General features: G+C 50.3%; 14 protein-coding genes. 7 read left to right on the top strand and 7 right to left on the bottom strand.

The window, feature by feature from the left end; genetic code table 11:
• Positions 1–59: 59 nt before the first annotated feature.
• A complete protein-coding gene (locus A6A26_RS13465) occupies positions 60–1,973 on the bottom strand; it encodes a BglG family transcription antiterminator (RefSeq protein WP_063879200.1) in 1,914 nt (637 codons plus the stop codon).
• A 570-nt stretch (positions 1,974–2,543) separates the two neighbouring features.
• Positions 2,544–3,512, bottom strand: a complete 969-nt coding sequence (locus A6A26_RS13460) for a D-2-hydroxyacid dehydrogenase family protein (protein WP_063879199.1) — start codon at positions 3,510–3,512, stop codon at positions 2,544–2,546.
• A 328-nt stretch (positions 3,513–3,840) separates the two neighbouring features.
• Between A6A26_RS13460 and A6A26_RS13455 the strand changes: the two genes are divergently transcribed.
• The 4 genes from A6A26_RS13455 to A6A26_RS13440 are packed head-to-tail and all read left to right on the top strand — an operon-like array spanning position 3,841 to position 6,334.
• On the top strand, positions 3,841–4,419 hold the full coding sequence (locus A6A26_RS13455) for a cytochrome b (RefSeq protein ID WP_063879198.1): 579 nt from the start codon (positions 3,841–3,843) through the stop codon (positions 4,417–4,419).
• A 13-nt stretch (positions 4,420–4,432) separates the two neighbouring features.
• Positions 4,433–4,984 carry a tetratricopeptide repeat protein gene (locus tag A6A26_RS13450; protein WP_063879197.1) on the top strand — a complete coding sequence of 184 codons (552 nt, stop codon included), beginning with the start codon at positions 4,433–4,435 and terminating at the stop codon, positions 4,982–4,984.
• Positions 4,965–5,522, top strand: coding sequence for a sigma-70 family RNA polymerase sigma factor (locus A6A26_RS13445; protein ID WP_063879196.1), 558 nt, complete (start codon positions 4,965–4,967; stop codon positions 5,520–5,522). The genes A6A26_RS13450 and A6A26_RS13445 overlap by 20 nt, the downstream gene beginning before the upstream one ends.
• Positions 5,519–6,334, top strand: a complete 816-nt coding sequence (locus tag A6A26_RS13440; protein ID WP_063879195.1) for an anti-sigma factor family protein — start codon at positions 5,519–5,521, stop codon at positions 6,332–6,334. Before A6A26_RS13445 ends, A6A26_RS13440 begins: the two co-directional genes overlap by 4 nt.
• A gap of 32 nt (positions 6,335–6,366) precedes the next feature.
• Here the strand turns inward: A6A26_RS13440 and A6A26_RS13435 are convergent, their stop codons facing one another.
• Complete coding sequence (locus tag A6A26_RS13435) at positions 6,367–6,942, bottom strand: YceI family protein (RefSeq protein WP_063879194.1); 576 nt, start codon at positions 6,940–6,942, stop codon at positions 6,367–6,369.
• 121 nt (positions 6,943–7,063) lie between these two features.
• Between A6A26_RS13435 and A6A26_RS25500 the strand changes: the two genes are divergently transcribed.
• Together A6A26_RS25500 and A6A26_RS13430 are read left to right on the top strand one after the other, a co-directional pair.
• Positions 7,064–7,228: a hypothetical protein gene (locus A6A26_RS25500; RefSeq protein WP_156506663.1), complete on the top strand. Its 165-nt coding sequence runs from the start codon at positions 7,064–7,066 to the stop codon at positions 7,226–7,228.
• Positions 7,229–7,255: 27 nt separating this feature from the next.
• Complete coding sequence (locus A6A26_RS13430; RefSeq protein WP_063879193.1) at positions 7,256–7,813, top strand: GNAT family N-acetyltransferase; 558 nt, start codon at positions 7,256–7,258, stop codon at positions 7,811–7,813.
• 236 nt (positions 7,814–8,049) lie between these two features.
• On the opposite strand, the gene A6A26_RS13425 is transcribed toward A6A26_RS13430, so the two are convergent.
• Positions 8,050–8,259 carry a hypothetical protein gene (locus A6A26_RS13425; RefSeq protein WP_063879192.1) on the bottom strand — a complete coding sequence of 70 codons (210 nt, stop codon included), beginning with the start codon at positions 8,257–8,259 and terminating at the stop codon, positions 8,050–8,052.
• Between the two features lie 559 nt (positions 8,260–8,818).
• Between A6A26_RS13425 and cspA the strand changes: the two genes are divergently transcribed.
• Positions 8,819–9,031 (top strand): transcription antiterminator/RNA stability regulator CspE, encoded by a 213-nt coding sequence (gene cspA / locus A6A26_RS13420; protein ID WP_063879191.1) that lies wholly within the window; start codon positions 8,819–8,821, stop codon positions 9,029–9,031.
• A gap of 179 nt (positions 9,032–9,210) precedes the next feature.
• Here the strand turns inward: cspA and A6A26_RS13415 are convergent, their stop codons facing one another.
• The 3 genes from A6A26_RS13415 to A6A26_RS13405 form a co-directional block, all read right to left on the bottom strand.
• Entirely contained in the window at positions 9,211–9,396 is a 186-nt protein-coding gene (locus tag A6A26_RS13415) for a hypothetical protein (protein WP_063879190.1), read from the bottom strand.
• Between the two features lie 32 nt (positions 9,397–9,428).
• Positions 9,429–10,082: a plasmid IncI1-type surface exclusion protein ExcA gene (excA, locus tag A6A26_RS13410; protein WP_256392091.1), complete on the bottom strand. Its 654-nt coding sequence runs from the start codon at positions 10,080–10,082 to the stop codon at positions 9,429–9,431.
• A gap of 1,333 nt (positions 10,083–11,415) precedes the next feature.
• Positions 11,416–12,324, bottom strand: coding sequence for a LysR family transcriptional regulator (locus A6A26_RS13405; RefSeq protein ID WP_063881152.1), 909 nt, complete (start codon positions 12,322–12,324; stop codon positions 11,416–11,418).
• Between the last annotated feature and the right edge of the window lie 322 nt (positions 12,325–12,646).

Genomic DNA, 12,646 nt, shown 5'->3' with positions numbered 1-12,646 from the left:
CTTTCTCCTCTCTCCAGCGGGAAATTTACCATGTTGAAAGTGGTAAAATTTGCCTTCGCTTATAGAGATTCACCTCCTTTAAGCAATTTCATGATGACGTCAAACGTCGGGTTAATAAGCAGTTGCTGTATCGCAGCAGAGTCAAACAGGAACTTCGTTGTCAGTTGATAAAAACGGCCGACATCGCTGTCCTCATCGGCAGAAATGGAGATAAGGAATATCACCTGCACATCGTTGTGCCCCCACCATATAGGGCGTTCTAATATCCCGATAGTGACAAAGCTATTTTGGGTCATCACCTGGAATGGATGCGGAATGGCCACCAGATTACCAAAGTCGGTTTGCCCCAATGCTTCCCGTTTTATCACCGCATCGTAAAAGCCGTCTGGCAGCGAAAAGGTTTGTGCCGTGTGCTGGCATAATATTGTGAGGGCTTCTTCTTTTGTGGATGCATTGATATTGGTGACAAACAGTTCGGGCCGATAGTATTTATACAAAAAAACGTTGTTGTTGTTTTCAAATACTTCATTACAGGTTGCGATATCTTTGCTTTCCAGAAACTGCGTCACTTCAAACACAGGTACCGGCACGTCTGTATTAACGGGAACGGTAGTGAAAATGTAATCAATGTTCTTTCCTGCAAAGTCAAAACTCTCCAGCTCCCAGGCCGTACATTCATAAATATGGTCAACGTATTTTCCGAATGCCTGTTTGTATTTGTACATAAATAACTGTGTAGTGCCTTTTCCTGACGCACAGACGACAATGATATTTTTCTTCTCTACTTTTTTATCTTTTTTCATCAGCGCCAGTTCAAAGATGATGGCAAAATAAGCAATCTCATCATCAGGAATACGGGTGGCATAATGTTCTGCCAGTGCAATACAGGCTGTGGCCGCCAGGGTATAGGCGAAGGCATACTCTTTTTTTATTTCCTGCACCAGCGGATTACTGAGTGGGATGCCGTACTGTATGCGGATATCCAGCGGAACCAAATGTTGATTTAACGACATACGCAGCTCCAGATTATCCATGAAATCAATTTTGAAACTCTTGAACAGGATTTCCAGCATTCGCCCGGTCAACTCGTCGATCTTTCGTGAGATAACGATATTGACGCCGGTTTTTTTAACCGCTGTGGAAGACAGCTTAGCGCCCATATGCAGGGCAATATATGAGAATTCGTTGTCATTCAGTGGGAGGTTAAGCGCATCCTCGACCTGTTGTACGATGAGTCTTGTTGCCTCAAGAACGTCAGGTTTAACCAGCATGCGTATTTTTTTGGTATCGACAGATATGGAGTGCGCGTGCTTGGTTCGGTACACCGCAATAAAAACATGTGAAACAAGATTTTCCAGCGAGACTTCGGATATGCTCAACCCATAGCGATGTAAAACAGCCAAAATAATCATGCCGATCTTTTTCAGGCCCTGCTCTTTTTCCCCATCCTCGTTCATAAAACCATTAAATCGGATGAGGTTATTGGCGATACAAACACGTTTATCGAATTCATCACCCTGAACCGCAATCCCATAGTTCGGCCGACGATCAAGTACCAGTTGATGCAGATGCAGGATGTACTCGACTTTTTTAAGGTCCGCCGTCATTGTATTACGGGAAACGTAATAGGTGTCGCAAAGCTCATCTAATTTAATATAGTCATCCCGACTCAGCAGGTTAGCCAGAATAAAAACGACTCTTTCATTTGAGGTGGTTGGCCGCTGCACGTGGCTGTTTTTATTTAGAGAGATCGTCAGACGATGAAAATCATCTTTTTTTTCAACTACCAGCTGATAGCCCATGCTGGATTTGGAATGAATTAAGGCTCCATGCGACATCAGAATGGCATTCAACTCTTTTAATCGGGTCCGCACTGTTTTTTCACTGACGTTTAGCCGGCCAGCCAGATCGCGTGCTGTATGAAAATCCTGGTCAATCATTTCATTAAAAAGGACCGATAATTTACTGTACATACCATCCCCTTTATAATAATTATGTTTATCTTAATAACTTTATCATCGCCGATTTGCCAACTCCACACAGACCATCACCATTAGAATCTGGTAACTGCCTGGGCTAAAAGCCTTTTTTTTAGAGGCGCATCACACAATTGACATTCATGCAGCCCACTCTCGCTCCTGTTTAGCAGGTTGATAACTCACATCATTATGTGGACACAGGTTGAATCACGCTTATAAAGATCAAGACACGATCCAGCCTGAAAAAGATTTTTTCCGGGGAATTGTATTACTTTGATGTACTAAGAGGATATTTCCAGAGAAGTCATGAACAGGATATTTAATCACTTTATCTCATCAACTTTATTATCATTATGAGCAGATAAAGATGTGGTTTGTTAAAAATCCAGCAAAAAATGTTTATTGCATATCGAATCCATTAGCTATCAAGTCGAAGATGGCCTATTCCGATCACGCGTGGATAACTGTTATGACAGAATAGCTCATGTTATTTGCGCCACCTGTCCGCTGGTGGCGCGCCTTAATCTTGAGTGCCTGAAAGCACCCTCAGCGCTAAGGATAAGCTTATCCCCGCACATCCGGGTTGATCACATGGCTTGTATCACCCTCAAAAAAGCGCACCACGTTGTCGAACGCGGTTTTGAAATACAGCCTGTAACTGTCCTTCTCGACATAGCCGATATGCGGCGTGCAGAGCACATTGGACATCGATAATAACGGATGCGCCGGGTCGTAAATCGGCTCCGCCTCAAAGACATCAAGCGCCGCAAAGCCCGGATGGCCCTGCTGGAGCGCACTCAGCAACGCATCGGCGGCCACCAGCTCTGCCCGGCTGGTGTTCACAAACAGCGCATCGGGCTTCATCTGCAACAGATCGACGAGCGTAACGTTGCCCTGAGTTTCTGCCACTAAGCGCTGATGAACGGTTATCACATCGCTGGTCGCAAAAAACGCCTCACGGCTGGCAGGCACGATCAATCCCTCCTGCTGCGCTTCCTGCCTGGCGCGATCGCTGCCCCAGACCTGCACCTGCATACCAAAGGCGTTAGCGTAAGCCGCAATGCGCTTGCCGATTTTTCCGTAGCCCAAAATCCCTAACCTCTGATTGTGCACGCCCTGCCCCAGTTCCGCCTGCCAGTGCCCGGCGCGCATGGCGTTAACGGCCTGCACGAACTTTCTGCGGGCCGCCATGATCAACAGCCATGTCAGCTCCGCCGGGGCAACGGGCGAACCCACGCCTTCTACCACGGCAACGCCAGCCCGTGAACAGGCTGCGAGATCGATATTGCGGGCGATTTTGCCGGTCTGGCTGATGAGTTTCAGATTTGGCGTGCGCTGTAAAAAGGCGTCGTCGACGGTGGTGCGCTCACGGATCAGGATCAAGGCCTGGGCGCTTGCCAGCGCGTCATCCGCGCCAGAATCCCGGCTGATATCCCCAACGGCAGTGCAGTGAAATTGGGGAAGGTTTTGCAGGCAGTCGAGGCCCGTCGTGACCAGCTGATAATCATCGGGAATGCAAACCTGTATCGTCATGGGAACGCGCCTTAAGAGTGGATTTGGCTTTTAACAACCGGGTGATAACTGCCCTACATCATTAAAACACCCTCCCGATGACGTCAATGTCCTTTCGCAGGATGCGCATCATTCGAATAGCTCACCGGCAACCAGAACATACCTGTGACGGCGCATGGCACGACGTGTACTGAAATGGGTAACGATTGCAGGCCGGGCAGTTCAGCCGTTTTCTTGCCCTTCCTCTGGTGAGTGACCTCACCCAAACGCAGCGCGTTAAAAAAATATCGAATAAAAATCCGCACAGATACGTTCACTCATCATAAACCTGACTGAGAGATCGCAAGCCATGATTCAAACACAAGCCAAAAAACCCCGACAGCGCTACGACAGCATGACCCTGGCGCTGCACTGGATTACCGCTGCCAGCGTCATCTTTTTGTTTGCCAGTGCGCACATCTGGGAATGGCTGGAGCGCGGGACACCGCTCCGCAAGGGATTACAGTCGGTGCATATTTCCTGCGGGATCATCCTGGCACTGGTGATGGTGGTCCGGCCGGTCTGGCGGCTGATGAGTCAACGCTCACCGCGTTACGCGATGCCTGCCGCGGCCATTTCTCGTCCGGTAAAATTCCTTTCACACTGCGTGCACGGTGCGCTCTATCTGCTGCTGTTCACACAAATTGTATTGGGCTTTATGTTTCGCTGGGCGCAGCAGGAACCCTTTGGTTTTTTTGGCCTGTTCGATCTGACCGGGCTGGTGCATGTCGATCCCCTGCTCAAACATGCCCTGGGGGAATTACACAACAATGTCGCCTGGGCGCTGATTATTCTGGCCTCGTTCCATGCGCTGGCCGCCCTTATCCACCACTACATTTTACGCGATAACGTGCTGCGCCGCATGCTGCCCGTTCGCACCTACCGTTAACTGGAGCACTACCATGAAAAACACCTCTTCACTGCTGCGTGCCACAGGCCGTAAGCTGCTGGTTCCGGCCCTGCTGTTTGTTATCCACGCCAACCCGGCCCTGGCCGCAGGCGATGACAGCACCAACAGTAACATTCCCGACTGTCCGCGTGGGCAGGTTTACGACAGCAAGAGTAAACAGTGCGTTCCCGACAAGACGGCACGCCTGAGTGACGAAGACAAGACCAACTATGCCTATCATCTGGCAAAAAAAGGCGAATATCAGGCCGCACTGACGCTGCTGGATAGCCTGAAACAGCCCAATACCGCAGAAGCCTGGAATTACCGGGGTTATGCCACCCGAAAACTCGGGCGTACCGACGAAGGTATCGGGTATTATCAACGCTCGCTGGCGCTTAACCCGCGCTATGCGAAAGTGCGCGAATACCTGGGCGAGGCGTGGCTGATTAAAGGCCGTCCCGATCTGGCAAAAGCGCAGTTGAAAACCATCGCCAGCCTGTGCGGTACAGGATGCGAAGAGTATCGTGATTTGCAGGCCGCCATTGATGGCCATCCGGAATCCTGATACGTACCATGAGGACAGTCACATCACTACCAGCGAAGTTCGTCAGCAGCTTGCTGCCCATCTGACGCGCCTGTGGCGCTACGGGCTGGTGCTGTCCCGAAACCACGACGTTGCCGAAGAACTCGTGCAGTCTACCTGTGTTCGCGCGCTCGAAAAGAGCGCGCAGTTTACGCCAGGTACCCGGATAGATCGCTGGCTGTTCTCGATTCTTCACTCCATCTGGATTTCCGATCTACGCGCCCGCCGCGTGCGGTTAGGACAGGGTTTTGTGGAAAGCGATGACCTGCTGGCCCCTGATACGCAGGAACGTGACGATGAACGCCTGCATTTTCAGAAAATCATGCAGCGCGTCAGCGCATTGCCAGAAGCCCAGCGCAATACCATATTTTTAGTGTATGTCGAAGGATTTACCTATCAGGAAGCCGCAGAGACGCTGGCCGTGCCCATCGGCACCATTATGAGCAGGCTGGCAACCGCGCGTTCGGCGCTGGCAAAATCATTTGATGCTCAGGCCGCTGCGAAGGAGAAACGCTCATGAACAGGCTGCATTTTTCGCCCCCTTACAGTGACGAAGCCTTAGTCGCCTGGCTGGATGGCGAGATGGACCCCGAGGATGCACGCCAGTTTGCGTCGCTGCTGGAAAACGATGCGGAGCTGGCTGAACGCGTTGATGAACTGATGAAAAGCCAGCTCGACTTTGACGCGGCCTTTGCGCCCTTACTGGATAAGGCACCGGAAGCCAAACTGCAGCGCCAGCTCGACACGCTATTAGCCGCGCCAAGGCAGGAACCCGCTGCTGCTGCCGTTGCCGCCACATCGGGCGTCAGCCGTCGTTCGCTGATTGCGGCCTCGCTGAGTTTTCTGGTGATCGGATCGGGCCTGGGCTACCTTGCTCGCCCGGCTAAAACCAGGCTGAGTGAGAGCGAGAAAATTCGCGATCTCGAAGCGCAGTACATGTCACTGTACAGCGCAGAAACCCTGCTGGATGCGGATAACTCCCCTGCCGCGCTGCAGCATGGACTGGCGCGAACGGCGCAGGACATTGGCCTGCGTCTTCATGCCCGGCAGCTTGCCTTGCCGGATGCGGAATTAAAGATGGTGCGCATGCTGCGCTATGACAGCACGTCCATTGCACAGATTGCGTGGATTCATGCGGAATACGGCCCGATGGCGCTGTGCATTTCCCCGGACGAGCAGCCTGCCACGGGCGGCCTGCAGCGTGAGCAACGCCATGATATGCGCCTGGTCTGGTGGCATCACGGCGGCTACCAGTTTGTTCTGATAGGCCGCAACCCGGACGGGGAACTGGCCGCCAGTGCTGACGCCCTGAAAAAATCCCTCAACGCTTAACGGCCAGCGGCCTTGCTGGCTGTAACGCCGTTTCACGGCACGTGGCTGGCCTCTGCCTGGATATCAATATTGATGGTCACCGTATCATCCACCAGCGCGGTAAAACGATCCATATGGTAGGCCGAACGGGAAATCGTGGTCATCGCATGTAGCGATATCCTGTCCTCGCTCTGCGCAGTGCGATCGTGCTTTTCCATCGTGGCCTCCAGAATCACCGGCCGCTGCACGTCCTTGACCGATAACGAACCAAAAATTCTGAAATGGCCGTTGCCCTGCGCCACGATCCGGCTGCTGGTAAAAACGATATTGGGATAGCGCGGCGCATCAAAAAACATGCTGCTTTTCAGTTGGTAGGTCAGCAGATTGTTTGAGGCAATCAGCGTGGAGACCGGAATACTGACCTTCACATGATTATCCATTTCATTCGTCGGATTCAGCGCGACCTCGCCGGTCACGCCCGTTAATTTCGCATGTGAAATACCGCCAAAGGCGCGCCATGACAGCCCTATCGCGGTGTCAGGGGTGGAAATCGTGTAATAAAGTGAGGCGGCGTGGGATAACGGACTCAGCAGCAACCCAGCAACCAGAAAAGTAACAGCGCGCGTCATAACGGGATTCTCCAGTGAACAGACAACGCATAAACGCGCCAGGTAGCAACTTTATTCGATTAATACTTACAGTTATATAACATTCATGGGGATGGGGATCTCGCCCGGATGTGGAAACGGCATGATGGTGTACGAGGTGGACTCAACATGCAGGGGAGATGAGTGGGTTTTGCTGATGCTGGAGTGCGAGCGCCGTTCGGCTTATCGCGGGCTGGAGGGGGAAGTTTGCTGCTCACCACATCCTGAAAAGTGGATGCCGCTGTTCCTCGCTTGTGATAAGAAATAAAAATAACCTGTGCACGGGAGATTTAATATGTATCTGGATGATATTCCTTTACATTTTCTGCAGCATGAAAATTTTTATCTGATTGCCCCTGACATGAGCCGTACAGAAGAAATGCAGCAGAAACTGAATGCGTTCAGTTCTCTTCATCATGAATTCTTGCTCTGGTCTCCGGGATTTCATTCTCTTGATTCTGTTAAGAAAAACATGGCGGAGGCGGCTGATAATTTTCTGAATGACAGAGAAGAATATAAATTTTTAATTATTGATCGTCAGTCAGATGAACTCGTGGGCTGTATTAGCTTATTCATCAGAAATCGCGCGATTCCTTACTATGAAATCGGCTACTGGCTCGCTACCGATGTGTTGGGTAAAGGCATAATGTCTGAAGCATGCAAACAGGTCACAAACATAGCCTCAGCATTTTTGCAGGCAAAGAGAATCGAAATTCGTACGGCAGGACGTAACCTGCGCAGTCAGTCGGTTGCGTTGAAATGTGGTTTCAAACGTGAAGCCACTCTCGTGAACGAGCGCCTCGATGGCCTGGGGAGGATTGACGATACCTTTATCTACAGATATGACTGTTGACTCAAACCGCAACGCTTTCAGGTCGGGCTCTTGCGCCTTATCACCTTTCAGAACGGCAACTTTTTGTTGCCGGAATTGCGTTTGATTTTGTCTCTGTCATGTACAGTTTCACTGTAAATTACCCCGAATACAGGGATGCGGGTTTGGCTTTGATTTATGCGCGGTTGGAACAATCTTGAGATTGTTATCTCGCTCTACCACCCGGAAGGTCGAGACATAGGCTTTTCTTGTAGCCTTTATATTCTCATCCTCTGCTTTTTATTTACTTCAATATAAGTGAAATATTCTTGCCCGTTTTCAAATCTAAATTTTGCTGGCTGAATACAAAAAAGACCTGCTTTTGGTTGTTTTTCAGCCGGGAAAATGACCTGCTTATTATACGTCAGTGCTGATACAACGTCTTCGCAATACCAGTCCCGGAAATAAAGCTCGCCGTCAGGACTCATTGTGGTATTTCTTCCCTGAAGTTTGAAGGGAAAGTCACTGGCATGATGAATCCAGACGCGAGGATAAACGATGGAAGGACTAAAACCGATCTTGCCAACGCTATCTCACCCAGTGTCATAAGCCTCTGACGCCCTTCATTATCACTCCTGCAATCCACCATAATTTTTCGTTTCACACGCTTAATGAGAGTTTCCGACTGGCAGCGTCTTAAGAGAACGTCCCCGATTCCTAACCTTTCGTGGACTTTAGCAAAAACAGCCAGCGTCTCTGAGATTCCTCACTCTCTTCCAGCAGCGCGTTTCGGATAGCCGTTCAGCCTTCTGAACGTTCAAATAGACAGAAAAATAAAGGGTTTGCAAAATCAATTTCGCTGTGTCTTAATAGCGCATCGGTTTGGAACACAGACCTTATGAAGCAGTTTTAGTAAAGCAGTCCTCAGTTAAAGCGTTATCCAAAGATACCTTTCTTCGAGAGCCTCCTCCTAAGTGCCCAATAAGTAAATCTCAATGACAGGCCATAACCGCCGCACCTAGTGGCTCATCAATTAAGGAAATATCTATGTCTAACAAAATGACTGGTTTAGTAAAATGGTTCAACTCAGATAAAGGTTTTGGCTTCATTACTCCAGACGACGGTAGCAAAGATGTATTCGTACACTTTTCTGCTATCCAGAGTGATAACTACAAAACGCTTGATGAAGGACAGAAAGTTTCCTTCACCATTGAAAATGGCGCTAAAGGTCCTGCAGCTGGCAACGTTACGCCGCTCTAACCTGCCTTCGTTATCAGCGGCGCTGACAACCGCGAGAAAGACACTGGTCTGCTCAGAACAGCTCTGCCGATAACAAAAAAACCCGCCTTGTGCGGGTTTTTTATTGCCTTGATGTCGTCCGCCCTCTGTTCTGCTTGTCCCCGCGGTCATCATTTAGCAGGCAATCCTGTAGGTAACATTCACGCCATTCCCCATCCCGTCATCTGGTAATGTCCTGCCCTACTCGTGTCCTTGTTTTCCTCACCGCCGCCCTTACCGTCCCAGGCAGGATTAACAAAGATCGCTTTATAAAGCGGTATCTCTCGGGTATGCGCCATCACCCCGTAAGCGGCACGAAGCTGTCCAGAACAGTAACCGATTTTCATGACCAGGCCAGACGAGCAGCCAGCCGGAGGAATCAGATGTCCTGAGGTGCGATAACATTGTGCGCATAAGGAATCAGGCGACTCTGCCGCCTGACATAGTGAGACCAGGATTCTCCGGCAGGCTCGGGATAACGTCTGTGTCTCATTGCCCTGAGCGTTTCGGCTATCAATCCCACTGATGAAGGATGATCGTATACGCACAGTGGTGATACATCCGACCGGCAGGTGTGGATACGTAAACATGCCCCGTCCTGTTCACATTTCACCCAGTCCTCCATGGTCAGCGCCACCACATCAGTGGTGTCCCTGTTCACCCTGTGAATGTAAAGCAGGGTGCCGCGATCGGTGTCCACGCCAAAATACTGACCTCGTTTTGTATCTACCACCTGATGCGCGCGTGGGCTGAAACGATGGGGACAACTCAGAAGCGCAACCATGTGGCCGAGCACTTTACGGTGGCGTAATTTGCTTAATCCGGCTGAAATCAGCGGCACGGCAAAGGCAACCCAGATGGCAACGAAAAGCGACAGCGTCAGATAATCACCTTTCCTGAGCAGTGACGGGATAATGAATACTGAAGGTAAAGTGATTAACAACGCGCAGGGAAAACACGTCATCATGTAGATCCTGAATACCTTTCGCCACAGGGGCTCTTTAACAGGATTTACCCTTTCAACCTGACTCATTATGACCTCTTCTACACCTGTCAAATTGTTCGCCGGGTTACCTAACGCCCGGCAGAGAGAGTTCGGGATACTGTGAGCCAGAAACCACATCGTCTGGCCGCTTCATCACACGCCGGGAGCACGGAATGAAGCCTGACTGAGTCGCTCACTGCCAACAACAGTCTCCGTATTAACAAAACGCTGTACTGCTGTTACCCTTTGACAGCTGAGCATTCAGCTCGCTGGCGCTTTCCACGGGCGAAAAACCACCGGCACCCGAATCGGGTCATTCTGCCCTGCTCCTGTTTCCAGGCTACGACCAGTACCGTTTTCATGATGATGATTTTTCCATATATTTTTCCAGATACGCAATATAACTTTCTTATTTCGTCCTTAACCGATGTCAATGAAAGGCGCTAATTCCCCGGCTGAAGAAAATAATGAGCGATGCACTGGAATGCAGGCTTCTAAATGAATTTGATTGATGTCAAAAAAGCATCGGCCATTTTTCACTGACGTTCGCTCTGGCCCACAGAAATAAAATATTGGGAGCATTCTTAAAGGGAGATTTTCTATGTCACTGATAATTTAAACATGTTTTTAAAAACAGTATTGACTCGGAGAATAAAACCCGTAGATTAGGTTCCTAACAGCACAGAGAAACGAGCATCATTGTTGTACTAATTGGGGTAAGCCATTTTGCATTAAAGGCCATGAAGTCTGTAGTTTGGGATGCAGTTCGCTTTAAGGCCACGTAGTGACAGTGCTGTGCAGCAAAATGGTAGTAAAAGCGCGACGATGTAAGGCCTTGATTTAACCATCTCGTTGCTTCCCTGGGTTCAGGTGAAGGCAACTGTAGTCAGGCAACGCATCAAAGAGTATATGTCGCGATGGGGAATGTACTTGTTTAAGACGCCATGCTTTAGTCATTAATAAAGATGGCAAGTGATATACCAGGATAACTAATGGGAGGTCTTCACGTTTTAATGCCCAATATTATCTGTAGCAAACGGGTGCATTTATACGCAGTATAAATTGCAGTAGTCATTTAGTAAGTTCATTAATGTCAAATCTGAAGTCTGAAGTACCTTAAAAGCCCTGACTGCAATGGTCAGGGCTTTTAACATTTCTCAGGATAGTAACCTCATCCATTTACAACCCGGCGCAGGTTTACATTGCCGTACCCTTGTAAAAAACGCTCAGGTGCGCGCCTTGAATATGCTTATAGCGCGAACAGCGCGATCCCCCAGACAGAATAAATCTCAGGATACCGACCTTCCTCCTGACCTTTTTAAAAAGCTCTACAACAGTATTTTCAATAAGCTGCATGGCTGTAAGTGAGCGCATAGCTTGCTCACTCACGGATAAACTGCGCTTCGCACTGGCGGGCAATCTCCCACAGTCTGTTACGAATGACCTGCTTAAGTTGCAGCGTGGACTGCGATTGGGGGCGATCTCGACGGCTGATCAGCATGACTTCAAACGGCAACGGTTGTGCGACAGGGAGTAATTTTAACTGGTCGGCATAACGGCAAGCCGTGAACAGATCCACGACACCCACGCCGCCGCCCGCCAGTACCATATCCGCAATCACCGAGTAGGTTTTAATCGACAGCGACACGGCTGGATTCAGTTTTTTATCGCGCAGCGCACGGTGCAGGACGCGCCCAAGCGGGTCCTGTGTCTGCATCATCAGCAGGTTATTACTGCATAACCATTCCAGCGTAACGGGCTCGTGCTGGGGATGATTAAGTGGCAGCAGCGCCACCATCGAAGACTGAAACAGCGGTTCGGCCAGCAGATCGGCGTCCACCTGCTGACCAAAGACCAGCGCGAAATCCAGCTGATTATCCAGAATCATCTGGCACAGGGTATTAAAGTGCTCCGTGACCAGTTCGACACTGACCGAGGCCACCTGTTGCCGCCAGGTCACCAGGGCGGGAGCCAGCACCATTTGACCAAAAGCGTGAGCTGCACCGACGCGGACTGTCTGTCCTTCGCCGCGCCGCAGTTGTTCGGTGAGTTGGGTGATGGATTGTAAGCGTTGGTAGAGATCTTCCACCTCCGGCAGCAGCCGTCGCCCTTCTGCAGTGACGCTCATGCCCTGTATACGCCGTTCGAACAGCGCAAATCCCAGTTGCTGTTCCGCGTGATTCAGCACCCGGCTGACATTCGGTTGCGACACATTGAGCAAGCGCGCGGCTGCGCTAATGCTGCCGGTCTGAACGATGGCCTGAAAGACTTCTATGTGGCGGAGCCGCATCATTATTTACCCTAAGTGGATTCATCTGCCCGCAGGCCGTTGTCAGAAGCCTTTATTAGCTGTTCGCGCGCAGAACCGCCAATGTCTGAATCACAGTGTACACCTGTAACATCGTTTATCTCGTCAGGCCTACCGGTAAACCGGACCGGCGCGCTCTGTTACGCGGTTCTCCGTTCCCTGCCCTGGATGGCGCGCAAGCAAATGTGTCGTGATCGCGGCATGGCAATCCCTGCTCTATTCCTGCTTTATTGCAAAAATTGTACCGTAACGCTGGCGAAGCCGCCCACTGTGGCGTTTAGCTGCCGATCGGGGTGATGTTGCC

It is taken from the genome of Pantoea sp. OXWO6B1 (assembly GCF_001641135.1).
Classification (GTDB): domain Bacteria; phylum Pseudomonadota; class Gammaproteobacteria; order Enterobacterales; family Enterobacteriaceae; genus Pantoea; species Pantoea allii.
The sequence above is the reverse complement of the archived record's forward strand: the minus strand, read 5'-3'. Positions and strand labels throughout refer to the sequence as shown.

Bases quoted from the DNA above. Each gene is read 5' to 3' on its own strand.
- A6A26_RS13440 (WP_063879195.1), top strand. From the start codon at position 5,519: ATGAACAGGCTGCATTTTTCGCCCCCTTACAGTGACGAAGCCTTAGTC.
- A6A26_RS25500 (WP_156506663.1), top strand. From the start codon at position 7,064: ATGATGGTGTACGAGGTGGACTCAACATGCAGGGGAGATGAGTGGGTT.
- A6A26_RS13455 (WP_063879198.1), top strand. From the start codon at position 3,841: ATGATTCAAACACAAGCCAAAAAACCCCGACAGCGCTACGACAGCATG.
- A6A26_RS13445 (WP_063879196.1), top strand. From the start codon at position 4,965: ATGGCCATCCGGAATCCTGATACGTACCATGAGGACAGTCACATCACT.
- cspA (WP_063879191.1), top strand. From the start codon at position 8,819: ATGTCTAACAAAATGACTGGTTTAGTAAAATGGTTCAACTCAGATAAA.
- A6A26_RS13435 (WP_063879194.1), bottom strand. From the start codon at position 6,942: ATGACGCGCGCTGTTACTTTTCTGGTTGCTGGGTTGCTGCTGAGTCCG.
- A6A26_RS13425 (WP_063879192.1), bottom strand. From the start codon at position 8,259: ATGAGTCCTGACGGCGAGCTTTATTTCCGGGACTGGTATTGCGAAGAC.
- A6A26_RS13460 (WP_063879199.1), bottom strand. From the start codon at position 3,512: ATGACGATACAGGTTTGCATTCCCGATGATTATCAGCTGGTCACGACG.
- A6A26_RS13415 (WP_063879190.1), bottom strand. From the start codon at position 9,396: ATGAAAATCGGTTACTGTTCTGGACAGCTTCGTGCCGCTTACGGGGTG.
- A6A26_RS13450 (WP_063879197.1), top strand. From the start codon at position 4,433: ATGAAAAACACCTCTTCACTGCTGCGTGCCACAGGCCGTAAGCTGCTG.
- A6A26_RS13430 (WP_063879193.1), top strand. From the start codon at position 7,256: ATGTATCTGGATGATATTCCTTTACATTTTCTGCAGCATGAAAATTTT.
- A6A26_RS13405 (WP_063881152.1), bottom strand. From the start codon at position 12,324: ATGCGGCTCCGCCACATAGAAGTCTTTCAGGCCATCGTTCAGACCGGC.
- excA (WP_256392091.1), bottom strand. From the start codon at position 10,082: ATGAGTCAGGTTGAAAGGGTAAATCCTGTTAAAGAGCCCCTGTGGCGA.
- A6A26_RS13465 (WP_063879200.1), bottom strand. From the start codon at position 1,973: ATGTACAGTAAATTATCGGTCCTTTTTAATGAAATGATTGACCAGGAT.